Origin of the sequence: Salegentibacter chungangensis (assembly GCF_042678405.1) — a bacterium.
Lineage (GTDB): Bacteria > Bacteroidota > Bacteroidia > Flavobacteriales > Flavobacteriaceae > Salegentibacter_A > Salegentibacter_A chungangensis.
Genome location: NZ_JBHTLI010000001.1, coordinates 1459782 through 1483985 on the forward strand (window position 1 = coordinate 1459782; position 24204 = coordinate 1483985).

The following is a 24204-nucleotide window of genomic DNA, read 5'->3' on the forward strand; positions in this document are numbered from 1 at the left end:
AGTGGTTAACCGTCTTAAAATAAGTAATTTATATGTTTAAAGCGAGAGTTGCTTTGATAAAAAGAACTAAGAAAATGATAAAAATTTACTAATAGGTCGAAACTTACATGGGCCGGGATCTCCCGGCTAAAGATTACCAAGTCTATTCCTGTTCCTTGTTTAGAAGTATGGGTTCTCCCAGCTCCAGTTCTTCAAGTTTCTCCAGTTGCGTTTCAGCATCTCCCACGATCACATAGATCATTTTGTCAGGAGAAATATATTTATCAGCCAGCTCCTGGATATCCATAACCGTCAGATTTCTCACCAGCTCTTCTCTTTGTTTGACAAAATCTCGGTCAAGGTTATAATTGCTGATGTCACTAAGCATATCGAGTTTGGCTTTTAAGGTCTCAAATTTCCTGGTGTTGCTTTTTATCATATAGCTCTGGGTCACATCCAGGTCTTCTTGATCGTAATTTTCAGAATAATCCTGAAGTATATCTCTGATAAGTTTTGCGGCATCATAGGTCACATTGCTTCTTACTGCCGTAGAGATCAGGAAAGGCCCGGTTTCATTTCCCCCGGAGAATTTCGACCTAACTCCGTATGTGTAACCTTTTTCTTCCCGTAGCTGCTGAAGGAGTTGCGAAGCAAATCCGCCGCCGCCAAGACGGTAATTCATAACTTCTGCAGGATAGAAATCTTCATCGGTTGCTGCCAGCGCCAGATTTCCGAACCTGAAAACCGACTGTTTGGCGCCGGGAAGATCATAGAAATAGAGCCTTGCTTTTTGCGGGTTCTTAGGCTCGGGCAGATCGGGGAATTTCACCATTTTTGGAGGCCAGCTGGCCGAAAGGTCTTTAAGGGCTGCCGTGGCTTTATCCTTTTCAATAGCCCCTACCACCAAAAACTTAGTGGAAAGAGGTGAAAGATGTTCATTGTAATAATCCTTAAGGTCCTGCAACTTTAAATTTTGCACGCTGCTTTTCGTACCAAGATTGTTATAGGAAAGGATGTTATTTTCTCCATATATCAGTTTCCTGAATTGGTTGTTCGCAATGCTGTTAGGATCAGCTTCCTGTTGCCTTAATTTGCTTAGTACCTGTTGTTTCACAAGTTTGAACTCCTCTTCATCCCAGCGTGGTTCCAGGAGTATTTCCTTTACAAGTTCAAGGGTTTTGTCATAATTCTTGGCGAGAGTGCTGCCGTTGATACTTATCTTTTCATCTCCGGCTTCCACCTCTATTTCAGCGCCTAAAAGCTCAATGGCTTCTTCGAGTTCCTTTGGAGTTTTTGTGGCCGTTCCCCTGGTCATCAGGTTGGCCAATAAATTAGATACCCCTGCATTTTCCGGCTTTTCGAGCATTAATCCACCTTTGATCTCGAAACTGAATTTCACCAAAGGCACCTCATTATTCGTAATTCCGTAAACTTTCAGGCCAGATGGCAGATTGGTTCCCCAGATCTCAGGGATCACCGGCTCCGGCAAGCTGCTGTATGGAGGTTCTGTACTTCGGTCAAAACTCGAGGGCGTTTTTTCGTACTGAGAATCCTTGAAGTCGAATTCCTTTTCAGAATCTTCAACGATCTTTTCCTCGGTAACTTCAGCGGGTTTGGAATTCTCAACAGCCAGTTCGGTCTGTCCTTTCGGAACAAAACTGGTCATTACATAGTTTCCTCCTTTTATGTATTTATTATAAGCCTGCATCACATCCCTGCTGGTTACTTCCAGTATCTTATTCACATCTTTATTGATGTAGTTGGGATCGTTAGCAAAGATCTGGTATTGGGCTAACTGGAAGCCTTTACCAAGCACACTTGAAATACTGTTGTAAAAGGCACTTTCCTGTCCTGCTTTTATCCTTTTTAAATCTTTTTCCGGGATCCCCGTTTTTTCAAATTCTGAAAAAGTTTCCTCTATGGCCGCTTTTACCTTATCCAGGTCTGTGCCGTCATAGGCTCTTACCTGTAACAGAAGTTCTCCGGCAAGTTCTGAAGCGTAGTTGTACATCTGTACCCGGTCGGTCAATTGTTTTTCCTTGACCAGTTTCTGGTACAGGGGCGCGTTTTTGCCTTCAGAAAGGTACTTGGCAAGCACTTCAAGCGCATAATAATCCTGGTGATAAAAATAGACGCTTGGCCAGGCCATTGTAAGCTCGGGAAGCTTCGCGAAGTTATCTTCGTAATAAAGCTTCTTTGATTCATCCAGTTTCACCAGCTGCTTCTCCTGTCTTTTGATCTCTTCTCCTGAAGGGATCTCGTCAAAATATTTATGCACCCATTCCCTGGCCTGTTCCTTGTCGAAATCTCCGGCTATGGTGAGCGTAACATTGTTTGGAACATACCATTTGTTGTAAAAATCCTTTACGTCCTGGAGCGTAGCATTCTGCAGGTCTTCAAGGGAACCGATCACCTGCCAGTGATAAGGGTGGTCTTCAGGATACAGATTCTTATCTATCACATACATCGTGTGCCCGTATGGCTGATTATCGTAGCTTTGACGTTTCTCATTCTTCACCACCTGTTTTTCCTTTGCCAGCACAGGCTCCGTAACCGTGTTGATAAAAAATCCCAGCTTGTCGGCCTCCGCCCATATCATTTTCTCCAGGGCATCCTTGGGTACCGTCTGGAAGTAATTGGTGCGATCGCGGCTGGTAGATCCGTTAGCTCCGGAACCGCCTATGCGGGCGCTCATTTCGTCAAGTCCTCCTTTTCCAAGGTTTTCAGATTCCAGAAAAAGCAGGTGTTCAAATAAATGGGCAAATCCTGTGCGGCCCTCTTTTTCGCGCGATGAGCCTACGTGAGCGGTTAATGCCACTGCCACAACCGGATCAGACCTGTCTGTATGAAAAATAACATTAAGCCCGTTTTCCAGGGTGAAGCTTTCAAAATCTACATTGAAATCGGTGTTTTGTTCCTGTGCCTGTATTGCAGAACCTTGCGATACCAACAGCAGGATTAAAAAGAATTTTATTGCTTTCATCTTAATTGCTTGAAGTGTAAGGACTATAACTATTATTGTTAACAAGGAAAACCGAATTCACAAAGAAGAGCTTTCCATTTTCCCAGAATGACCTGAATAACGGATTATCTACAAAATAGATAAGGCTGCCTTCTCCAATTCTTTCTTCCCCGAAAACCAGGGAATTCTTCAGTTTTTTAACAGCATCACTGCCCGCAAAACCTGATACTACTTCCGGAGTTTTGATGTAAGCTACATTGTAACCCTTGTCGAGAAAAGAATACGAGTCATTGCTGAGTTTCAGGCTAAAATAAGTGTCTTCGTAGCCAAAGGCCATCGGGTGAGTATTATCCACCTGTGTTTTAATGATACTCCCGGTAATAAGATCTTTAATGCTTTCGCGTTCCCTTTTTGCGTAAGGAACAAGATTATTCGTTGCGGTGGAATCTTTGGAGGTCTCCGCTTTATTCTTCTTCAGGCTGAACCCTTCTTTCCCGGCGAATTTTTCAACTGCTTCTCCAATAGCGATCAGTTTTCCTCCACTCGAGATCCAGTCTTTGAGCTTTGCTTTTAATTCTTCATCAAAAAGAGAGGAGTAGCTTCCCGAAGGCATCACCAGAATGTCGAACTGATGCAGGCTGATGTCCTTAAAATAATCGGTGCTAATTGGGGTCACAGGATAGTTGAGTTGTTGCTCGAAAAAGTGCCAGGTTTCTCCGAAATTAAGGGAAGAAACGCCTTCCCCTTTTAAAAGGCCTGTTTTTGGCGGATTGATGAGCTTGATCTCGGGGGAACCGAAATCAGGCCCGCTACCCGCAAATCCAGATTCTGCAGCCAGCAATTCTCTTTGGTGTTTATCGGCAAGATTTGTCACTTTTTGGTCGAAATTTTCAGTGCTTTTGTTGTCACTTTTAGTGATGATAAGGCTTCCGGGTTCGAATGTTTCACCGTTGCTTTCAAAAGCAATTTCGGTATACCTCACCTTAATATCATTCTTCAAAAGGTCTGCCAGAAAACGGGCATCCTGCATAGAGTTCCATTTAGCAATATAACCTGCTCCCGTGGGATTAGGTGTGTTTTTAACTTCTGGTGTATTTGATGCGGGTATTCCCGGTATGGCAGATTCGCTGGCTACTGCATCGAGGCCGTAGGCATAGGGCACACTCCAGGCAGTGATGTCATAAGTAAGGGAATCGGTTAGTTTGGTCTCCGGTTCAAATAGCACTTTTACCATTCGGCCCTTTGGCTGGTCTGTACTTACCACGAGACTGCCGTTATTTACTTCAAAGGCTCCGGGTCCCGCATCCCTGTAATTATAACCTCTTATTTTTCCGGGTTTCGCCTGGCTGTATTTTATCTCGTGTTTGTTGAGCAGTTCCTTTACTGCATTCAGTTTATCTTCATTGCCGGATAAAGCATAGCTTTTATAATCAAAATCTTTTTTTCCGAAATAACTGCTGAATCCTTCGATGAGTTCTTCCGAATTTTCAGAGGCAACTTCAACCGTCGAGATCCCGGTGGTGAAATGATGCTCCACCCGGTCTTTTAGAGTTAGAACATGGCCTTCGTCTGTTTTTATACCCAGACCTGAACGTCCGTGACCGGCCTGTTCATAGGTCATCCCGATAGCTCCCATATAGGTGGGGTAGGTGTCCCCGTAACTCGGGTAAAGAAGGTCAAAGCGTTCCTTTGTGAAATAAAGCCAGCCTTCCTTGTCAAAATATTTAGCGTGATTTTTCCCGATCCTGGTTTGAAACTCTTTCTGGAAAGGAGTGATGATCTCGTGGAAAGGTTCTGCCGCAGGAGCAAAATAATAGGGTTCATTGATGCCCTGCTCGTGAAAATCTACGTGAATATGCGGCATCCATTGGTTGTAGACCTTTAAGCGCTCACGGGTTTCCACCTGAGTGGCCCAGGCCCAGTCACGGTTAAGATCGAACAGGTAATGATTGGGACGGCCTCCGGGCCAGGGTTCGTGATGCTCGGCAGCTGCCTGACCAACACTGTAAGGTTCGGTCTTTACCTGGTTGTACCAGTTCACGTATCGGTCCCTTCCGTCAGGATTCACACAGGGGTCTATGATGACCACGGTATTTTCCAGCCACTCCTGTTTTTCGGTGATCAGATGATACAGGGTTTTCATCGCAGCTTCGGTACTGGAAGCTTCATTTCCGTGCACGTTATAACTAAGCCAGACAACGGCTTTATCTGAAGTACCATTGTTTTCTTTTGCAATTCCGGTTGAGGATAGATGGTTCCTCCTTATGCTTTCAAGATTTTTTAGATTGGCTTCCGAAGAGACCACCGCATAGGTGAGTGGCCTGCCTTCATTGGTCTTTCCGTAGGTATGATAGTTTACAAGACTGGAGTTTTCTGCTACGTGTTCAAAGTAATTAACAACATTGGCGTGGCGGGTGAATTGCTCACCCGGTTCATAGCCTAAAAATTCAGGCGGAGACTTAATTTCCTGGGCCAGGCCCGTATGAAATGTTAAAATACTAAGGACGAAAAAGAGTAGTTTTTGGTTCATTTATGAAGTTTGATTTTCGAATAGCTTAGTAAAGATAGTACTCACCACCGAATTAACTAAAATTTAGCTGATAAAAAATTTAACTTCGGTATCTTTACGTTTTCAAAAATATCCTATGCCAACCGATTGTATTTCGTATTCCGAAACCAATTATTTTTCAAATCTTATTCTGGATTACCTGGCTCAGAAAGATGAGCTGAAAGCCTTCTATCATCGTTTCCCGGAACTCTCCAATTTTAAAGCTCAGATCGGGGAAAAGAAAGCTGCATTTTCTAAGGAACACAGGGAGGTGCTGGTGAAAGTTTTAAGGGAGCAGTATAAGGACCTGGAGATCACCGGGGAGGTTTCAGGGAATATTGAAGCCCTGGCAGAAAATAATACTTTTACGGTAGTAACGGGCCATCAACTTAACCTGTTCACCGGTCCGCTATATTTTCTTTACAAGATCGTTTCCACGATCAATCTGACTTTTATCTTGAAAAAGGAATATCCGGACTATAATTTTGTGCCCGTATACTGGATGGCCACTGAGGATCACGATTTTGAGGAGATCAATTTCTTTAACCTTAACGGCAAGAAATTCAAATGGAATAAGGCGAATGATAATGCAGGGAAAGATGCGGTTGGGAACCTTTCTACCGATGGTCTTGATGAGGTGTTTAAGCTTTTTTCAGCTGAAATTGGGGGCGGGAAAGATGCCGATCGTTTAAAGGAGCTTTTTGAAAATGCCTACCTGAAACACGAAAACCTTACCGATGCCACCCGCTACCTGGCTAACGAGCTTTTTAAGGAATACGGGCTTGTAATTCTGGATGCTCAGAACAAAGAACTTAAGAAAGAGTTTATTCCCTTTGCAAAGAATGAGCTTACGGAACAGATCTCGCACAAAAACACCCTGGAAAAGGCGAATGCTTTGAATGATCTGGGATATAATGTACAGGTGAACCCGAGAGAGATCAATTTGTTTTATCTGAATAATGGTCTGCGTGAACGAATTATAGAAAAGGATGGCGAATATTTCGTTAACGATACCGAAATAAGGTTTACAAAAGATGAAATCCTGAAGGAGCTGGAAGATCATCCTGAACGTTTCAGTCCAAATGTAATGATGCGTCCGTTATACCAGGAAGTGGTCTTGCCTAACCTCTGTTATATAGGTGGAGGAGGGGAGCTGGCCTACTGGTTGGAACTTAAAGATTATTTTGAAGCTGAAAATGTACCTTTTCCAATACTGCTTTTAAGGAACTCAGCCTTGATCCAGTCGGAGAAGATCGACGGGAAAAGAAAGAGACTAAATATAAAGCTTAAAGAACTGTTCCTGAAGCAGCACGAGCTCATTAACAGGAAGGTTCGGAAAATATCGAATATCGACATAGACTTCAGTCCGCAGAAACAACATCTGGTGGAGCAATTTCAGGAGATGTATAAGCTGGCGGAGCAAACCGATAAATCTTTTTTGGGGGCGGTGAAAGCCCAGGAGGTTAAGCAATTGAAAGGGCTTGAGAAACTGGAGCACAGGCTGCTTAAGGCGCAAAAGAGAAAGCTGGAAGATGAAGTTTCAAGAATCGCAGAGCTTCAGAATGAGTTGTTCCCTAATCACGGACTTCAGGAAAGGCGGACAAATTTTTCAGAAATTTATGCGGAATACGGAGATCAACTGATCCCTGAACTTATAGAAAACCTAAACCCTTTAGAAGCGAACTTTAAAATTTTGACTTTTGGAAAAGGATAAAAACAGAATGCACACCATAGATATGGACCTGGTGGAGATGACGCTGGACGTTATGAAGTACACCATAGACCGTATCTCTAATGTGACCCCTGAGCTTGGTTCCCCTAAGCGGGAAGAAGATCTGAAAAGAATTGTTGGGGAAACCATAACCCCTGAAGGAATTGGGGGAGAAACCGCCTTTCAGCTTTTCCGGGATGTATTGGTTAAGGCAACAGTGCCCATTGATCATCCGCGTCACCTGGCCTTTGTGCCGGCCGCACCTACCAGGGCCGCCATAATGTTCGACCTTGTGACCTCGGCTTCCAGTATTCACGGAGCTTACTGGATGGAAGGTGCCGGCGGGATCTTTTGTGAGAACCAGGCTATGAAATGGCTGGTTTCACTAACAAAATTACCCGAAGGAGCTTTTGGAGTATTTACCAGTGGCGGGACGGCCGCAAACCTTTCGGCAATGGTAGCTGCAAGGGAAGAATGGCGAAACCGGAATTCAGACAATGTTGGAGTAAAGGCTTTATTGCTTACTTCACACGGAGCCCACAGTTCCATCCAGGCAATGGCGAAAGTGATCGATGCCGATGTGATAATGATAGACTGCCAGGAGGAAAACCTTACCGGTCGCGAACTTCAGAATGCCATACATGAGCTGGAGGAAAAGGACAGAAAACGGCTTTTCGCAGTGGTTGCTACCGGAGGAACCACCAACGCCGGAATTATAGATGAACTGGATACCATAGCCGATGTTTGTGAAAAGGAAAATGTATGGTTTCACGTAGACTGTGCCTACGGAGGAGGAGCCCTGGCGGCAAATTCGGTAAGGCACCTGTTCAATGGGGTGGAAAGAGCAGACAGTATAACCATAGATCCTCATAAATGGCTGTTCTCACCTTATGATTGTGGTGCTGTTATCTATAAGAATATGGAAAACGCCCGAAATGCACATTCCCAAAAAGGTGCCTATCTTGAGATCTTTAAGGACGAAGGAGCACAGGGTTTTAACCCTGCCGATTATCAGATCCAGCTTACCAGGCGACTTCGCGGATTACCGCTTTGGTTTTCTCTGGCGATGCACGGAACCAATAAATATAAGCAGGCTATTGAACGCGGTATCGAACTCGCCCAGATCGCAGCCAAGAAGGTGGAAGAAAGAAAAGACCTGGAACTGGTAAGACCGGCAAGTCTTTCAGTGGTGCTTTTCCGAAGAAAAGGCTGGTCGCCTGAGCGATATCGTGACTGGACCTATAAGAACCATAATGAAGGTTTTGCCCTGGTTACGCCAACCACCTGGAAAAAGGAAACCGTTATCAGGTTCTGCTTTATAAATCCTGATACCACAGAGAAGGATATCGATATGATCCTTGATACCCTCCAGTAGGTAAAATCAAACCGATATTTAAGCCTCGCCGGTTTTGCCTGCGGGGCTTTTTTTATGTGTATATTTTAGGTTGCTGTCGTTTATCGAAGTTTTTGGTATATAATCTTCTTAATATCAGAGACTTAAATTTTGTTTATTATATTCACTTTAAATCAATTAACTATAAACCAATCATTATGAAAAGATTTTTAAGTGTATTAATGTTCTTTACATTTTTAGGGGCAGGAATGTATGCCCAGAACTCTTCGGTTGAAGAGATTATAAAGGAAAACGGCAAAACGATGACAACAGCAATGGCGAATGGGGATGCTGAAGGTTTTGGGATGTATTTTGCTGAAGATGCAATGCTTCATCTTTCCGGGAATGCGCCTTTAGAAGGCCGAATGGCAATTATTGAAGCTCACAGGCCTATGGCAGAGCAGGGAATGAAGCTGATGATAGATGTTGAAGATGTCTTTGTAGGCGGAGATTATGCTACCGAATATGGAAGCTATGAGATACATAGTCCCGATGGTCAAAAAGTAGATCACGGGTATTACTCCACTTTATGGAAAAAAAGCGGGGACGAATGGAAGATCATCAGAGACGTGGTGAGTTCTTCGGTAGCTCCTTCACAACATAAATAGAAACCCTAATCAATTTCATATTCAAGCCGCATCGTAATAGATGCGGTTTTTCTTTTATCGGCGGTGTTGTATACCCCGCTCCAGCTATAATCTTCGCCGCTATTCTGACCGGTGATCTGGAAAACGCCCATATTGGCGCTTTTCAGGTCACCAAGACTGCCGCCGCTGTTTTCGGCTATCTTTTCAGCTCTAAGTCTTGCATCTTCGGTAGCCTTGGAGATCATTTCGATCTTCAGGTCGGCCAGCTTGGTATAGTAATACCTGGGAGGAGTAGAGTTGAACTGTACCCCTTTATTCAGTAATTCGGTGATCTCTCTTGAAACCTGCTCTATCAGCTCTACATCTGTGGATTCAATCTTTATGCTTTGAACAAGTTCATAGGCTTTAAATATGCTGCCTACATAATTCCCGTTCTGGTATTGGTTTTCCCGTTGTTCATTGGTCTGTACCGAATTGAAGACGAAATTCTCCGGTTTTATGCCTTTATCGGTAAGGTATTTTCTTACCGTTTCCTTATCCCGGTCCAGTTCTTTATAAGCCTGTTCCAGGTCTGGGCTCACCCGGCTGAAACGGCCTTCCCAGACAATAAGGTCTGAGGTGAAATTTTCGCTGCCCGAACCGGTTACCGAAATAACCCCATCGGGATTGGCACGGTTCACATAGGAGGTGCCCAGAAAATAGGCCGCAAAGATGATGGCCAGGGAAAAAATAATGGCGCTTATAAATTTCATTTTCCGTGAATAAGGATTTCAAATTAAAGATAGAAAATAATAGGTTTGCTTATTTTATTTTTATCTCAAATTCTTACTTTTGCCTATGCAAAATAACGTACTCATTTTAGATTTCGGTTCGCAGTACACTCAATTAATTGCAAGACGAGTTAGAGAACTCAATATTTACTGCGAAATTCACCCCTACAATAAAATTCCAACCGACCTTTCCGGGTTTAAAGCAGTGATCCTTTCAGGAAGTCCTTTCTCTGTAAGAGGAGAAGACGCACCGCACCCAGATCTGTCTGAAATTAGAGGAAAACTTCCTTTGCTGGCCGTTTGCTACGGAGCGCAGTACCTGGCACATTTCCACGGTGGGAAGGTAGAGCCTTCTGAAACACGAGAATATGGTCGTGCCAATCTTACGGTGATCAAAGATGCAGAGCCTCTTTTTGAAAATATCCTGGAAAATTCTCAGGTATGGATGAGCCATAGTGATACCATTAAGGAACTTCCGGATAATAGCGTAAGACTTGCCAGTACCGGTGATGTGCTGAATGCGGCATACCGAATTGACGGAGAGCAGACTTTTGCTATCCAGTTTCACCCTGAAGTATATCACTCTACCGATGGGAAACAGCTGCTGGAAAACTTCCTTGTGAAGATCGCCGGGGTAGAGCAGTCCTGGACACCTGGAGCCTTTGTAGATCTTACGGTTTCAGAGCTTAAAGAAAAGATCGGTAACGATAAGGTGGTCCTTGGATTGAGCGGGGGAGTAGATTCTACCGTGGCGGCCGTGCTTCTGCATAAAGCTATCGGAAAAAACCTGTACTGTATTTTTGTGAATAACGGATTGCTGAGAAAGAACGAATTTGAAAGCGTTCTTGACCAGTATAAGCATATGGGACTTAATGTAAAGGGAGTAGATGCTTCGGCACGCTTCTTGAACGCCCTTTCGGGGATCAGCGATCCCGAAGAAAAGCGTAAAGCCATCGGAAACACTTTTATTGAGGTGTTCGACGATGAGGCTCACGAGATTACAGACGTGACCTACCTTGCCCAGGGAACCATTTATCCGGATGTGATAGAATCGGTTTCTGTTAACGGCGGGCCTTCGGCGACGATCAAGTCTCACCATAACGTGGGCGGGCTGCCGGATTTTATGAAGCTGAAAGTTGTGGAGCCCCTGCGTATGCTTTTCAAAGATGAAGTGCGAAGAGTAGGGAAAGAAATGGGAATAGATCCTGAATTATTGGGAAGACACCCGTTCCCGGGACCCGGTCTTGCTATCAGGATACTTGGAGATATCACGGCTGAAAAAGTGCGTATACTTCAGGAAGTAGACCATATCTTTATCCAGGGCCTAAGGGACTGGATGTTGTATGATAAGGTTTGGCAGGCAGGAGCGATCCTGTTGCCGGTACAGTCTGTAGGTGTGATGGGAGATGAGAGAACTTATGAGCAGGTGGTGGCCTTAAGAGCCGTAGAATCTACCGACGGGATGACCGCCGACTGGGTGAATTTGCCGTATGAATTTCTGCAAAAAACCTCGAATACTATAATAAATCGGGTAAAAGGCGTTAATAGAGTAGTATATGATATTAGCTCCAAACCACCGGCTACTATAGAATGGGAATAAGCCGTTAAATTTTAAACCTGAACAAAACCAATTGAAATGAAATACCTATTTATATTATGCTTTTTCTTTCAGATATACAGTATTTCGGCTGTTGGACAAGAATATAAGTACCACACCGTCCAGAAGGGAGAAACGGTTTATAGCATAGCCAAATCATACAATATTAGTGAAGAGGCTATTTATAAGTATAATCCCGATGCCAAAGAAGGGATAGAAGTAGCTGCGAAGCTCGTTATTCCGGTGTCTGAAGTCAAAAAGCAAAATGCAGATGTGAATTTCAGGACCCATAAAGTGGAGAGAAAGGAAACGCTGTATAGTCTTTCAAAACAGTATAATGTTGATATAGACGATATAAAAAGGTATAACAAGCATCTTTATGCCGAAGAACTCCAGACAGGCGAGGTGGTAAGAATCCCTGTTTTTGCAAAGACTCCTTCGGTAGTCGAAAGGACTTCGAATAGTAAGAAGTCAAATGTTCAGGATAAAAGTACAAGAGAGCATATAGTTCTGCCCAAAGAGACCAAATACGGGATTGCCCGTAAGTACGGTCTTACGGTAAAGGAGCTTGAAGAACTTAATCCTAAAGTGGAGGTGCTGAAGCCGGGAGTAATGCTTAAGGTGGGTACAGATGTTCTTGATGACCAGGTGATCCTTGCTACCAACGATTTTGAATTCTACGAAGTTAAACCTAAAGAAACCATTTTTGGCCTTACCCGAAAATTTGAAGTGGATAAGGATTCTTTAATGGCCCTGAATCCTGCATTAAAAAACGGACTGAAATCGGGAATGGTACTTAAGGTGCCTAATAAAGGGGTTGGTGTTGGAAACCTGGGAGAGACCGAAACCGAGAAGTTTAAGAGTGATGACAGCAAGGAAGCCGATAGCGAAACTGAGGTGGTTGAGGAAAAAATTAACCTGAGGAATAATCTTACTAATTTCAAAACAAAGGAGATCGCTCTTATGCTGCCGTACCATCTTGATAAGGTGGAGGCCGATTCTCTTGCAACTTATAAGGATGCGATACTTAATGAAAGAGTTTTGAGGATCTCTCTTGATTTCTACAGCGGGGTATTGATGGCCGTGGAAAGAGCCAAGGAGATGGGAATATCTACCAATCTCAGGGTTTTTGATACGAAACAAAGTACCTACGAGGTAAATAACATTATTAACAGAAATAACTTCAGCAATACCGATGCGGTTATTGGTCCATTGTTAAAAAATACAACCGAAGCTGCTGCTGCCCAATTAAACCGTCAGGAAGTTCCGGTTATAAGTCCGCTTTCCAACAGGGCTATGAGGCCAATGAGCAACCTTTTCCAATCCAGGCCTACCGATGACATCCTGGCTGAGGCAATGCTGAACTATTTGAGCAATAATGTGGAAGGAAAGAACCTCATTGTAATTGCAGATCCGCAGGCTTATAAGATAAAAAGTACCCTTAGCGGCCTTTTCCCTTCAGCAAGGTTTGTTACTCCAAGTGAAGGTTTTGTTTCTGAAGAAAGCATTGCAAAGACGCTTTCGAAGACCAAAAAGAACTGGGTGATCCTTGAATCTGATGGAGTAGGAACGCTAACCAGTGCAATTTCGGCCCTGAACAGGCTTGCAAGAGAAAATGAAATCAGGCTGTTCACTACCAATAAGAATAATTCTTACGACAACGATAATGTTCCTAACGAGCACCTGGCAAAACTTAATTTTCATTACCCGTCGGTAGATAAAGAATATGATCCTGAATTTTCTGCAGAATTTATCGATAGGTATGCTGAAAAATATGGAGCGGTTCCTAATCAATATGCTGTTAGAGGCTATGATCTTACCCTGGATATTTTACTGAGGCTTGCTACTGCTGAAGACCTGTATGAGTCTTTTGTGAAATATAGGGGGTATACCGAATATAATGAAAATAAATTTCACTATCTGCCAAGCAGTGGCGGAGGTTTTCATAATGATGCGGTTTATATAATGCGCATTAATCCCGACCTAACTTTAAGCGTGGTAAATGACTTCAAAAGTAGTTTATAAAGGTAATTTAAGGACCGAAGCCGAGCATTTGCAAAGCGGGTCTAAAATGATCACAGACGCTCCTGTAGATAATCACGGGAAGGGTGAAGCATTTTCACCCACCGATACCGTGGCCACTGCTTTGGCTACCTGTATGCTTACGGTAATGGGGATTAAAGCTCAGCAGATGGAAGGGGTGGACCTTACCAATGCTTCTGAGGTTACCAAGACTATGGCATCAGACCCAAGGAGAATATCTAAGATAGAAGTCAATATCACTTTCCCTGCAAGCTATTCAGAAAAGGACACAAAAATACTTGAACATACCGCGAAGACCTGTCCTGTATTGCAAAGTCTTCATCCCGATCTGGAAAAAATAATCAGCTTTACTTATAAATGAGATTCAGATTTCTGATCATAGCTTTACTCTTTGTGCTTCCGGGGCTTGCCCAGGAAAAACAGGAGAAGATGAGTTGGGATGAAAACAGGCCGTTGACCTGGGAAGATTTTAAGGGTGAAGCTCCTAAAGACAGGGCTTATAAGTTTCAGGCCAATAGTTCAACAGGGATCGCTTATGATTGGTATTATGGACATAAGAATGGGGAACCTATTCTTAGATATTCGGTGACAAGTAATTTCTATCCAAATCTTTCCTGGGTTCGAAATCCGGAGGATAAAGTTTACTTGCTCGCTCACGAACAACTTCATTTCGATATTTCTGAATTACACGCCAGGAAGCTTCGCAAAGCGATGGATGAGTATGAAATAGGACGAAATATCCGCCGTGATCTTCTTCGGCTATACAACACTATTGAAAAGGAACGTCAGGAAATGCAAAAGGCCTTCGATGTGGAAACCCATAATGGCATGTATAAAGATGTGGAGTCGCGTTGGCGAAACTTTATTGCTGAAGAACTAAAGAAATTAGAACAGTATAAAAATTAAAGTTCGGCCACCTGGGCTTTTGCTTTTTCAAATTCCGAGATCATTTCGTTTACGATTTCGGCAGCGGGTTTTATCTCGTGAATAAGGCCGGAGATCTGCCCAATTTCAAGCTCCCCTTCATCCAGGTCACCCTCGAACATTCCCTTCTTAGCTCTCGCACGGCCCAGTAATTTTATCAGGTCTTCTTTGGTTGGTCCTTTGGAATACAGGTCCTGAATTTCTTCATAGAACTTATTCTTCAGCAGGCGAACAGGGGCAAGTTCCTTGAGAGTAAGCACCGTATCACCTTCTTGCGCCTTAACGACCATTTCCTTGAAATTCTTATGGGAAGAGGCTTCCGGAGTGGCTACAAAACGGCTTCCTACCTGCACCGCGTCGGCGCCCAGTACCATAGCGGCAAGCATTCCGCGGCCCGTGGCGATACCCCCTGCTGCTATAAGCGGAATGGAAAGTTTTTCCTTTACCATTGGGATCAGGGTGAAGGTAGTGGTCTCATCCCGTCCGTTGTGCCCCCCGGCTTCAAAACCTTCAGCAACAACGGCATCTACTCCTGCTTCTTCCGATTTCAGGGCGAATTTCACGCTGCTCACCACGTGTACTACTTTAATCCCGTGTTCCTGTAAATGTTTTGTCCATATTTTCGGGTTTCCGGCGGAAGTAAAAACGATCTCAACCCCTTCTTTTATGATGATCTCCATAATCTTGTCGATCTCGGGGTAGAGCATAGGCACATTCACAGCAAATGGCTTATCGGTGGCTTTTTTACATTTCCGGATATGCTCGCTCAGGACTTCAGGGTACATAGAGCCTGAACCGATAATTCCCAGGCCGCCGGCGTTGCTCACCGCGCTGGCAAGCTTCCAGCCGCTGGCCCAGATCATTCCCGCCTGTATAAGCGGATATTTTACATTGAAAAGTTCTGTGATCCTGTTTTTTGCCATTTGCCTTAAATTTCTTCGAATTTAAGAAATAACACCGGAACCAAGCAATTCTTCTCCCTCATACCACGCAACAAATTGCCCTTCGGTGATGGAAGCCTGAGGCTCATCGAAGATCACATACAGCCCGTTCTCGGTCTGGTGAAGTGTAGCCTCCTGAAGCGGCTGCCTGTATCTTATTCGTGCTTTTAGCTTTATTTCTTCTCCGGGAGCAATGGCAAGGTCCTTTCTTACCCAATGCACCTCGTCCTGGTTTACGAATAATCCTCTTCGGTATATTCCCGGATGATTTTTTCCCTGCCCCGTATAGATCACGTTCTCTTCCACATCGGTATCTATCACGAACAGAGGTTCCGGGGTTCCGCCAACGGCAAGACCTTTTCGCTGCCCCTTGGTGAAATAATGTGCGCCCTGGTGTTTTCCAACAACTTTTCCGTCATTGGAAGTATAGCTGTATTTTTTAGAGAGGTGTTTTAACTCTTCAATCTTGGAGTCAAATTCCGGTTGCTCCCCGGTATATACTTCCCTGTCTGCTTCAACTTCAATGATCACCCCTTCTTTTGGCTGTAATTTCTGCTGAAGGAAATCCGGAAGCCGTACTTTCCCGATAAAGCACAGTCCCTGTGAGTCTTTTTTCTCTGCAGTAACCAGGTTTTGTTCCGCCGCGATTTTCCTGACTTCAGATTTCTGAAGTTCTCCAATTGGGAACAGGGTTTTAGAAAGTTGTTCCTGGGTCAATTGGCAAAGAAAATAAGACTGGTCTTTGTTGTTGTCCTTTCCGGCAAGGAGACTGTAAAAGGTCTCTCCATCTTTTTCAAATTCACCTTTACGACAGTAGTGCCCGGTCGCCACGTAATCAGCCCCTAAGGAAAGCGCGATCTTCATAAAAACATCGAACTTGATCTCGCGGTTACAAAGCACATCGGGATTGGGCGTTCTGCCACGCTCATACTCATCGAACATATAGTCTACAATGCGCTCCTTATACTCTTCGCTTAGATCTACGGTCTGAAAAGGGATGCCGAGTTTTTCGGCTACCAACATCGCATCGTTACTGTCATCCAGCCAGGGACATTCGTCACTGATGGTCACCGAATCGTCGTGCCAGTTCTTCATAAACAGGCCTATAACCTCATAACCCTGTTGTTGCAGCAAATATGCTGAAACACTGGAATCTACTCCTCCCGATAAACCAACAACCACTTTTTTCATATGCTTCTTTCTTGCTCTCCTTCTGCAATTGCACAGAAGGCCGGATTTTTTCTTTTTTACAGTCGTATTTGAAAGTGCAAAATTACGAAATAAAAAAAGGTGGCGAAAGCCACCTTATAAGGTATATCTATTGTGTGATCTATCTTTTTTCGAATACCAGGTTGGTTCCCTGGGTGGCACCAAGGTCCGGGTAAAAGGTAAAGCTTCCGTTTCCTGAAAATTCCACACGGCCTGATAAGTTACCGACACCGGGTACATTAAAGGTATATCTGGAATCTCCACTGGCACTCCATTCGCTTGTATTTTTTTCACCTATGCAGTCTCCGGATTCATCAGAAAAGAATTCGGTTTCAGCTGTTCCGTCGGCTTTAAAGTCTATATAGGAGTCATCATTACATTCATCAACTTCCAATCCCTGGGCATTATTGGCTTCAGCCAGGAACCAGACTCCAAGTATCGGGTCATCACCGCCAGTGTCATCGTCACTACTGCAGGAAGATAAAACGGCTAGTGAAACAAATAATAGAAAGATTTTTTTCATAACATTGGATTTTAGTAGGTTAAATATAAAATATTAAAATTAGATTAGTAATCTTTTTTTTCCTGAAGCTCCTCTTCTTTATAGTATTTCCACTCTCCCTTCTTCTGGTCCCTAGTGTACTGACCTTCAATTAATTTCTCGCCGGAAGCATTGTAGTAAGTGGCCGGCCCGTGTAATTCTCCGTTCGCATAATGCAAATGCTGGATCACCTGGCCATTATCGGCATAAATAAAGCTCTCGCCGTGTTTTTTATTATTCTTGTACTCGGTTTTTTCAGTGAGCTTGCCATTGGTGAAATAAGTACATTGCTTGCCTTCCAGCTTGCCGTGAACGTAGTTCTCGGTCATCATTATACTGTCCGAATCTTTGTGATAATAAACCCATTTTCCTTCCCTTTTCTTATCCAGCATTTTTCCTTCACTAATAGGTTTACCTTCCTGGGTGTAGTAAGTGACCATAACGCTATCTGAATCTTTGTTAAAGCTTATTATGGCTGAAGGATGCTTTTCAAAACCCTTTTTGTAAAATTTGAAGTCTCCGGCTTCTTCGCCGTGGTTGAAATGGCCTTCAAACCTAAGCTGATCACTGCCTTCAAAGTTTTTGCGCCATAAGCCGTGACGTTTGCCTTCTTCATCATACTTATTGATGCCTTCCTGGGCAAAAAGCGGGAGGCAAAGTACTAAGAATAAGTAATTTAACTTGTGTTTAAACATTATTAACAAACATTAAACAAATTTATAAAAGATGTTAGTCTACATTTACTGTGTAACAAAAACTCAAAAAGATGAATTTTATTTCAAAACTAACAAAAATTGCTGTGGTGACCGTGCTGGTCACGAGTTTGTTCTCCTGTAGTAACGACGATGAAGCGGGGGATATTATTGAACCGGGAAATTCTATTGCCGACTTTGTTGCCGATAATGAGAATTATTCTTCCCTGGCCGCTGCTCTGGATGCTGCAGATCTCACTGCCAGTCTGGATGGTGACGCTAACTTTACTGTGTTTGCCCCGAACAATGCTGCCTTTAATACGTTTTTATCTGCCAATGGATTCGCAAGTCTGGATGAGGTTCCGGTAGAGGTGTTGAGAGAGATTCTGCTATATCACGTACAGGAAGGAGCACTTATGTCTTCAGACCTTTCTACGGGTTATATTGAAAGTCTTGCAGTGGGAAGTGCTTCCGAATCTAACCTGAGTATGTACATTAATACGGAAGACGGCGTTATGATAAACGGTGTGTCTGAAGTGACCAATGCGAATATTGAAGTTGATAACGGAGTGATTCACGCTGTAGATGCTGTGATAGGTTTACCGGATGTGACAACTTTTGCTACCGCCGATCCTAACTTTAGTATCCTAGTACAGGCATTAACCAGGGAAGAGAGTTTCAATTTTGTTGAAACATTGCAAATGACCGAAGACCCTGCACCATTTACTGTTTTTGCCCCTACAAATGATGCCTTTGCAAGTTTCCTGACCGAGATGGAATTTGAGAGCCTTGCCGATATCCCTACAGATGTGCTGGCTTCTACATTGAGCTATCACGTGGTTACCGGTGGCAACTTCAGGTCTTCCGATCTTACAGACGGGATGATGGTTACTACTTTTGAAGGTGGAGACTTCACCGTAAATGTTGGAGATAATGTAACGATAACCGATGTCAACGAAAGAACATCAACGGTGGTTGCGGCCAATGTACAGGCTAACAACGGGGTGATTCATGTCTTGGATACCGTACTCCTTCCCGAACTATAGGTTTTAGGATGGAAGCTCATTTAAATGGATTAAAAAAGCCCGGAATTTCCGGGCTTTTTTATTTGTTACTTCTTTCCTTTTTTCTGCTGTTCTTCAGCCTGCTCCATCATCTCCTGCATTTTCCTGGTAAACCTGTTCTGTTTTTTAGGTTTCTTTTTATTCTCCTGGATCTTAGCGTGAATCTTATCTTCATCTATGATCACGTGTTTGATTACCAGCATAATTCCGATGGTAATCAGGTTAGAGGTGAAGTAGTATAAAGAAAGCCCACTCGCATAGTTGTTAAAGAAGAACAACATTAATAACGGAGAAAGGTACATAATGAACTTCATATTCGGCATTCCCGGCTGCTGGCTGGCCTGCATACTCTGGCCAGTAGTCATCATCATATAGATGAAGATGGCAATAGAGGCGAGGATAGGGAATAAGCTCACGTGCTCTCCATAAAACGGTATATGGAATGGCAGTTGCGCGATGACATCGTAACTAGAAAGGTCATCTGCCCAAAGGAAGCTTTTATGCCTTAGCTGAAAAGCACTTGGGAAGAACTGGAAGAGCGCATAGAAAATAGGAAGCTGCATCAGGGCCGGTAAACATCCGCTCATTGGGCTGGCACCTGCCTTGCTGTAAAGCTTCATTGTCTCCTGCTGCTTTTTCATCGCATTGTCCTTGTACTTCTCGTTCAGCTCGTTGATCTCAGGACGGAGTACCTTCATCTTGGCCTGAGACAGGTAAGACTTATAGGTAACCGGTGAAAGTACGATCCTAACCACAATGGTCATCACAATTATGGCGATTCCGTAACTAGGCAGGAAACTGCTAAGGAAGGCGAAGAATGGGATAAACACATATTTATTGATCCATCCAAAGATTCCCCACCCAAGAGGGATAACCTCGTCCAGGTTACGGTCATAGTCGTTCAGGATCTTATAATCCGAAGGACCGTAGTACCAGTTCATATTATAGTTAAGCTCTCCACCGTTAAGTTCTAATGGCATATTGGCAGCAAAGGCCTTTGTATATACGGTGTCTATCTCTTCATCCTGAACCAGGTTCTCAGACTTGAATCGACCTACTTTAAAAGGAGTGTCGGTAAGCAGTATAGAAGAGAAGAAGTGCTGTTTAAAGGCTACATAAGAAATGTTCTCATCGGTCTCTTCATCAAGGTCACCCTGTCCCAGCTCATCATCGTCACCTTCACCATACTCATAGATAAGCTTGGTGTAACGATTCTCATAAGACATGCTTTTCGCGTGGCGGTAACCTTTAAGTGCCCAGTCCATATTGATGTCCTGAGAACTGTTAAGCACCCCGTTAAGTCCTTGTGATCTGATGCTGAAATCCAGCATATATTCACCCGGTTTCAGTACATAGCGGTATTCAAGAAATTTGTTCTCTGAAACCTTCAGTTTCATAGAAAGAATGGTGTTCTCTCCATTTTTGGTTACTTCCGGCTCAAAATACAGGTTCTCGGTATCCAGTGTTCTTCCGTCTGTAGTAGTAAAATTAATATTGAAGGAAGCATTGCCGTCCTTAATAAGATATACCGGAATAGAATCGAAGGTCTTGTAATTCTTAAGTCTGGCTTCAGAGATATAACCACCTTTATTATCCACCTTAAGTTCCAGCAGATCATTTTCTATAGTAGTGGTCTCATTTTTTGCTGAAGGAAGGCTGGCAGAATATCCAAAGGCACCTAAACGTCCCTTGGCTTCAGCCAGGGCCGTGGAATCCAGGGCTGCAGGCTCGGCAGTCTCTGCATTATCAGGGTCTTGTGCGGTATTACCCGATTTTTCAACCTGTTCGGTTTGTGCCGGGTCTGCCTGTTGCTCTTCGGTAGGGGCGTTGTTATACAACATCCAGATTAAAATTACCCCAATAAGTACAAATCCGATTAAGGATTGAACGTCAAATTTCTTTTCTTCCATGCTTTGTTTACTATAACTTGCTTTTGGTCAAAAAAATGGCCATTTATTGATTTTGTGCCATCTTGGCATCTTTCTTTTTCTTAGAGTACTCGTGAGAAGCTTTTACAAAAGCGACGAAAAGAGGATGCGGACTTGCCACGGTACTCTTATATTCAGGATGGTATTGTACCCCTACGAACCAAGGATGGTCTTTTAACTCAACCACTTCTACGAGGCCTGTTTCGGGGTTTATTCCTGAACTAAGCATACCTGCTTTTTCAAGTTGTTCTTTGTATTTATTATTGTATTCGTAACGGTGGCGATGTCTTTCTTTAATATCGCTTTTGCCGTACACATCGTGAATTATCGTTTTATCGGCAAGATGGCAGTCCCAGGCACCTAATCTCATAGTGCCGCCCATATGGGTGATGTTTTTCTGCTCTTCCATAATGTCTATTACCGGGTGTTTGGTCTCCGGATCCATTTCGGTAGAACTGGCACCTTTCAACTGGAGTACATTTCTTGCGAACTCAATAACCGCCATTTGCATTCCCAGGCAAATTCCTAAGAACGGCAGGTCATTTTCTCTTGCAAATTGTACGGCATCTATCTTACCTTCAATCCCTCGTTCCCCGAATCCTGGAGCAACAAGTACCCCGTCCAGGTGAGAGATCTTATGTTTTATGGTGTTCTCGTTTATGAATTCAGAATGTATGCTTTCTACATTCACTCTTACTTCATTCTCGGCTCCCGCATGTATAAAGGCTTCAAGTATAGATTTGTAGGAATCCTGAAGTTCCACATACTTCCCAATAAGACCAATGGTTACCTCAGCTTTAGGATTCTTATGTCTTTCAAGGAACTGGTTCCAGCGGTCTAGGTTAGGCGTGGTATCATCTGGTAATGCCAGTTTTTTCAGGGTTACCGTATCCAGTCCTTCCTTAAGCATCATCCCGGGCACATCATAAATGGTTGGGGCATCTATAGACTGAATTACCGCTTCCTGTCTTACGTTACAGAAAATAGCCAGTTTACGCCTGATATCATCAGAGAGTTCGTGTTCTGTACGGCAAACCAGGATATCGGCTTTGATACCGCTTTCCATTAATGTTTTTACACTGTGCTGTGTAGGCTTGGTCTTTAATTCGCCTGCAGCAGAGAGATAAGGGACAAGCGTAAGGTGGATCACCAGGGCGTTATCGTCTCCCAGTTCCCACTTCAGTTGCCTTACCGCTTCAATATATGGAAGGGACTCAATATCCCCCACTGTACCTCCAATCTCGGTAATTACGATGTCATAATCGCCATTCTTTCCGAGGATCTGGATACGTTCTTTAATTTCGTTTGTAATATGAGGAACCACCTGCACGGTTTTTCCTAAAAATTCTCCGCGGCGCTCTTTTTCGATCACGCTCTGGTAAATACGGCCGGTAGTAACGTTATTGGCCTGAGAGGTGTTTACGTTTAAGAATCGCTCATAATGGCCCAGATCCAGGTCGGTCTCAGCCCCGTCTTCGGTCACATAGCATTCGCCGTGTTCATAAGGGTTAAGGGTACCGGGATCAACATTTATGTAGGGGTCCAGTTTCTGAATAGTGGTAGTAAAACCACGGGCTTGCAGTAATTTTGCCAGAGAGGCTGCTATAATTCCTTTTCCTAAAGAAGAAGAAACGCCGCCAGTGACAAAAATATACTTGGTTTCGGCCATTTTAAAAGTATTTGTTGCGTTGTGTTTATTCAGGGCGCTAAATTACAAATAAGAATAGAAAAAGCAGCCCATTTTAAACCTAATATTTTAGGCTGGGGAAAGCTGTGGGTAAGGGCTGAAGTTAGCGTGCAAGCGGGTACCTTCTCCTTATGTCTGTTAATAATCGTTCCATCCCGTTCACTTTTAGTTCGTAAACCTGTTGCATTTGCTGGCCGAGTTTCCCTTCGGGAAATCCTTTTTGGCGATACCAGACCATATAGTATTCCGGGATGTCTGAAAGATAATAGTCTTTATATTTCCCGAAGTACATTTTGGCATGTGCCAGTTCTATAAGCGCCTTTTGGCTTGGTTGGATAGACATTTCAAGATTGTTCTTTAATATCACAAAGCTAAGCAGAAATGCCTCAATAGTCTTTTATGAAAACCGATAGTTTTGAAAGTTTTGCTTTATTCAGGGGTTTGGTCACATACTCCTTTACACAATCATAATCTTCTGCCTTTTGCCTGTCCAGTTCACTGGTACTGGAGGTTAGGATAATCGTGTCAAACCTCAGGTTATTTTCCTTCATTTTATCAAGGAATTCCCAGCCTGTCATTTCCGGCATATTAAGGTCCAGGAAAAGAAGGGCTTCACTCTCATTTTCCAGAGATTGCAGGGCCTCAACCGGATTGGTGAAATCCTTTACATTCTCTTCTATACCTTCAAGTTGCAGTAACTTTTTGGTAATAAAATTAGTAATAGGCTGGTCATCTATAAGGATAATAGATGTCATAATTTTTTCGCTTTTAGTTCGGCTAGTTCTTTGGACGCCATTAATATTACTTCCTGTAATACCTTATCCATCTCATCAGCTGAAATCTTTAATTTGGGGATCAGTTCTTCCCGGCAGGTTTTATCATCCAGGACATCAAATAACTGGATGATTCCCTGGATCCTTGAGAGAGGTTCTCTCACATTATGGGAGTTTAGGGCCGAGATACGTAGCAATTTTTCATTCTGACTGAGTATTTCCTGGGTGCGTTCTTCTATGATCTGTTTCTGGTTATCTACGATCTTCTGGATCTTTTCATTTTGCAACTGGATGGTATCAAGTGCCTTTGAAAGGGACCTGTTTTTCCGGTCCAGCTGTTTTTTTAAGAATAATTCCTGGAATTTAGCTTCAAAGGCATCAGCGGTAAGCTTCAGGATGTCAATATCTCCGGAAGCAAATGGTTTTTGGTCATCAGACAGGAGGGAAACAATTACTTTCCTGTTATTTTTCTTTAAGGACCAGGCCCAGAGTACCGGATTCTTCAGGTCTTTTTGCTCCATTGTCCCTTCTATAAAAGCCGGGGGAATGTCTGAAGTTTTTATCGGGATGTCTCTTTCGTAAAGTTCTTTTTCGAAAGGAAAGAGTTCGGTTTTATTTTTAAAATCATACCAGGATTCATTTTTTTTCAGGGAAAAGAATAAAAAACGCTCATCCTGTTCCATTGCTACCCTAATGATGTGGAAATTCAGCAGGTATTTAAGGTGACGTTTTGAAACAATACCCACTTCCTCCAGACTGCTGCAACGGCTTATGTTGGTGGCGAATTTGGAATAGGCTTCATAGGCTATCCTGTAAAGCCTGGATGGATCCTGTTCATTATATGCCATAGTAGGG

At 43.4% G+C, this 24204-nt stretch carries 20 protein-coding genes; 8 read left to right on the forward strand and 12 right to left on the reverse strand.

Annotated elements, in window-relative coordinates:
* Positions 1-142: 142 nt before the first annotated feature.
* Positions 143-2962, reverse strand: coding sequence for a M16 family metallopeptidase (locus ACFQ3Q_RS06615; RefSeq protein ID WP_380744135.1), 2820 nt, complete (start codon positions 2960-2962; stop codon positions 143-145).
* A gap of 1 nt (position 2963) precedes the next feature.
* Positions 2964-5471 (reverse strand): M14 family metallopeptidase, encoded by a 2508-nt coding sequence (locus ACFQ3Q_RS06620; RefSeq protein ID WP_380744136.1) that lies wholly within the window; start codon positions 5469-5471, stop codon positions 2964-2966.
* Between the two features lie 115 nt (positions 5472-5586).
* Here ACFQ3Q_RS06620 and bshC point away from each other — a divergent pair, with 115 nt between their 5' ends.
* The 3 genes from bshC (at position 5587) to ACFQ3Q_RS06635 (ending at position 9201) form a co-directional block, all read left to right on the forward strand.
* Positions 5587-7203: a bacillithiol biosynthesis cysteine-adding enzyme BshC gene (gene bshC / locus ACFQ3Q_RS06625; protein WP_380744138.1), complete on the forward strand. Its 1617-nt coding sequence runs from the start codon at positions 5587-5589 to the stop codon at positions 7201-7203.
* Between the two features lie 7 nt (positions 7204-7210).
* Positions 7211-8575, forward strand: a complete 1365-nt coding sequence (locus ACFQ3Q_RS06630) for a pyridoxal phosphate-dependent decarboxylase family protein (RefSeq protein ID WP_380745599.1) — start codon at positions 7211-7213, stop codon at positions 8573-8575.
* 176 nt (positions 8576-8751) lie between these two features.
* Positions 8752-9201, forward strand: coding sequence for a YybH family protein (locus ACFQ3Q_RS06635; RefSeq protein WP_380744140.1), 450 nt, complete (start codon positions 8752-8754; stop codon positions 9199-9201).
* Between the two features lie 5 nt (positions 9202-9206).
* On the opposite strand, the gene ACFQ3Q_RS06640 is transcribed toward ACFQ3Q_RS06635, so the two are convergent.
* Complete coding sequence (locus ACFQ3Q_RS06640; RefSeq protein ID WP_380744142.1) at positions 9207-9932, reverse strand: SIMPL domain-containing protein; 726 nt, start codon at positions 9930-9932, stop codon at positions 9207-9209.
* 85 nt (positions 9933-10017) lie between these two features.
* On the opposite strand from ACFQ3Q_RS06640, the gene guaA reads away from it, so the two are divergent.
* From guaA to ACFQ3Q_RS06660, 4 genes are read left to right on the forward strand one after another with little or no spacing between them, the layout of a single operon-like run.
* Complete coding sequence (gene guaA / locus ACFQ3Q_RS06645) at positions 10018-11550, forward strand: glutamine-hydrolyzing GMP synthase (protein ID WP_380744144.1); 1533 nt, start codon at positions 10018-10020, stop codon at positions 11548-11550.
* A 36-nt stretch (positions 11551-11586) separates the two neighbouring features.
* On the forward strand, positions 11587-13572 hold the full coding sequence (locus ACFQ3Q_RS06650; RefSeq protein ID WP_380744146.1) for an amino acid ABC transporter substrate-binding protein: 1986 nt from the start codon (positions 11587-11589) through the stop codon (positions 13570-13572).
* On the forward strand, positions 13550-13951 hold the full coding sequence (locus ACFQ3Q_RS06655) for an OsmC family protein (protein WP_380744148.1): 402 nt from the start codon (positions 13550-13552) through the stop codon (positions 13949-13951). The genes ACFQ3Q_RS06650 and ACFQ3Q_RS06655 overlap by 23 nt, the downstream gene beginning before the upstream one ends.
* On the forward strand, positions 13948-14496 hold the full coding sequence (locus ACFQ3Q_RS06660) for a DUF922 domain-containing protein (RefSeq protein ID WP_380744149.1): 549 nt from the start codon (positions 13948-13950) through the stop codon (positions 14494-14496). Before ACFQ3Q_RS06655 ends, ACFQ3Q_RS06660 begins: the two co-directional genes overlap by 4 nt.
* Here the strand turns inward: ACFQ3Q_RS06660 and ACFQ3Q_RS06665 are convergent.
* The 4 genes from ACFQ3Q_RS06665 to ACFQ3Q_RS06680 all read right to left on the reverse strand — a co-directional run bounded on the left by ACFQ3Q_RS06665 (position 14493) and on the right by ACFQ3Q_RS06680 (position 17900).
* Entirely contained in the window at positions 14493-15437 is a 945-nt protein-coding gene (locus ACFQ3Q_RS06665) for an NAD(P)H-dependent flavin oxidoreductase (RefSeq protein ID WP_380744151.1), read from the reverse strand. The genes ACFQ3Q_RS06660 and ACFQ3Q_RS06665 overlap by 4 nt on opposite strands.
* Before the next feature lie 21 nt (positions 15438-15458).
* Positions 15459-16682, reverse strand: coding sequence for a tRNA 2-thiouridine(34) synthase MnmA (gene mnmA, locus ACFQ3Q_RS06670; protein WP_380745600.1), 1224 nt, complete (start codon positions 16680-16682; stop codon positions 15459-15461).
* Between the two features lie 103 nt (positions 16683-16785).
* The gene (locus ACFQ3Q_RS06675; RefSeq protein ID WP_380744153.1) at positions 16786-17187 is read right to left on the reverse strand and encodes a lipocalin family protein; all 402 of its coding nucleotides are present in this window, start codon (positions 17185-17187) and stop codon (positions 16786-16788) included.
* A 44-nt stretch (positions 17188-17231) separates the two neighbouring features.
* Entirely contained in the window at positions 17232-17900 is a 669-nt protein-coding gene (locus ACFQ3Q_RS06680; RefSeq protein WP_380744155.1) for a toxin-antitoxin system YwqK family antitoxin, read from the reverse strand.
* A 71-nt stretch (positions 17901-17971) separates the two neighbouring features.
* Here ACFQ3Q_RS06680 and ACFQ3Q_RS06685 point away from each other — a divergent pair, with 71 nt between their 5' ends.
* On the forward strand, positions 17972-18943 hold the full coding sequence (locus ACFQ3Q_RS06685; RefSeq protein ID WP_380744156.1) for a fasciclin domain-containing protein: 972 nt from the start codon (positions 17972-17974) through the stop codon (positions 18941-18943).
* Positions 18944-19008: 65 nt separating this feature from the next.
* Here the strand turns inward: ACFQ3Q_RS06685 and yidC are convergent, their stop codons facing one another.
* From yidC to ACFQ3Q_RS06710, 5 genes are all read right to left on the reverse strand, one after another.
* Positions 19009-20871: a membrane protein insertase YidC gene (gene yidC / locus ACFQ3Q_RS06690; protein ID WP_380744158.1), complete on the reverse strand. Its 1863-nt coding sequence runs from the start codon at positions 20869-20871 to the stop codon at positions 19009-19011.
* Positions 20872-20914: 43 nt separating this feature from the next.
* Positions 20915-22558 carry a CTP synthase gene (locus ACFQ3Q_RS06695; protein ID WP_380744160.1) on the reverse strand — a complete coding sequence of 548 codons (1644 nt, stop codon included), beginning with the start codon at positions 22556-22558 and terminating at the stop codon, positions 20915-20917.
* A gap of 121 nt (positions 22559-22679) precedes the next feature.
* The gene (locus ACFQ3Q_RS06700; RefSeq protein WP_380744162.1) at positions 22680-22919 is read right to left on the reverse strand and encodes a DUF3820 family protein; all 240 of its coding nucleotides are present in this window, start codon (positions 22917-22919) and stop codon (positions 22680-22682) included.
* Positions 22920-22962: 43 nt separating this feature from the next.
* On the reverse strand, positions 22963-23331 hold the full coding sequence (locus ACFQ3Q_RS06705; RefSeq protein ID WP_380744164.1) for a response regulator: 369 nt from the start codon (positions 23329-23331) through the stop codon (positions 22963-22965).
* Entirely contained in the window at positions 23328-24197 is an 870-nt protein-coding gene (locus tag ACFQ3Q_RS06710; protein WP_380744166.1) for a histidine kinase, read from the reverse strand. The genes ACFQ3Q_RS06705 and ACFQ3Q_RS06710 overlap by 4 nt, the downstream gene beginning before the upstream one ends.
* Positions 24198-24204 lie beyond the last annotated feature (7 nt).

Coding starts and splice junctions, on each gene's coding strand:
- ACFQ3Q_RS06615 (WP_380744135.1), bottom strand. CDS start 2,962: ATGAAAGCAATAAAATTCTTTTTAATCCTGCTGTTGGTATCGCAAGGT.
- ACFQ3Q_RS06620 (WP_380744136.1), bottom strand. CDS start 5,471: ATGAACCAAAAACTACTCTTTTTCGTCCTTAGTATTTTAACATTTCAT.
- bshC (WP_380744138.1), top strand. CDS start 5,587: ATGCCAACCGATTGTATTTCGTATTCCGAAACCAATTATTTTTCAAAT.
- ACFQ3Q_RS06630 (WP_380745599.1), top strand. CDS start 7,211: ATGCACACCATAGATATGGACCTGGTGGAGATGACGCTGGACGTTATG.
- ACFQ3Q_RS06635 (WP_380744140.1), top strand. CDS start 8,752: ATGAAAAGATTTTTAAGTGTATTAATGTTCTTTACATTTTTAGGGGCA.
- ACFQ3Q_RS06640 (WP_380744142.1), bottom strand. CDS start 9,932: ATGAAATTTATAAGCGCCATTATTTTTTCCCTGGCCATCATCTTTGCG.
- guaA (WP_380744144.1), top strand. CDS start 10,018: ATGCAAAATAACGTACTCATTTTAGATTTCGGTTCGCAGTACACTCAA.
- ACFQ3Q_RS06650 (WP_380744146.1), top strand. CDS start 11,587: ATGAAATACCTATTTATATTATGCTTTTTCTTTCAGATATACAGTATT.
- ACFQ3Q_RS06655 (WP_380744148.1), top strand. CDS start 13,550: ATGACTTCAAAAGTAGTTTATAAAGGTAATTTAAGGACCGAAGCCGAG.
- ACFQ3Q_RS06660 (WP_380744149.1), top strand. CDS start 13,948: ATGAGATTCAGATTTCTGATCATAGCTTTACTCTTTGTGCTTCCGGGG.
- ACFQ3Q_RS06665 (WP_380744151.1), bottom strand. CDS start 15,437: ATGGCAAAAAACAGGATCACAGAACTTTTCAATGTAAAATATCCGCTT.
- ACFQ3Q_RS06675 (WP_380744153.1), bottom strand. CDS start 17,187: ATGAAAAAAATCTTTCTATTATTTGTTTCACTAGCCGTTTTATCTTCC.
- ACFQ3Q_RS06680 (WP_380744155.1), bottom strand. CDS start 17,900: ATGTTTAAACACAAGTTAAATTACTTATTCTTAGTACTTTGCCTCCCG.
- ACFQ3Q_RS06685 (WP_380744156.1), top strand. CDS start 17,972: ATGAATTTTATTTCAAAACTAACAAAAATTGCTGTGGTGACCGTGCTG.
- yidC (WP_380744158.1), bottom strand. CDS start 20,871: ATGGAAGAAAAGAAATTTGACGTTCAATCCTTAATCGGATTTGTACTT.
- ACFQ3Q_RS06695 (WP_380744160.1), bottom strand. CDS start 22,558: ATGGCCGAAACCAAGTATATTTTTGTCACTGGCGGCGTTTCTTCTTCT.
- ACFQ3Q_RS06700 (WP_380744162.1), bottom strand. CDS start 22,919: ATGTCTATCCAACCAAGCCAAAAGGCGCTTATAGAACTGGCACATGCC.
- ACFQ3Q_RS06705 (WP_380744164.1), bottom strand. CDS start 23,331: ATGACATCTATTATCCTTATAGATGACCAGCCTATTACTAATTTTATT.
- ACFQ3Q_RS06710 (WP_380744166.1), bottom strand. CDS start 24,197: ATGGCATATAATGAACAGGATCCATCCAGGCTTTACAGGATAGCCTAT.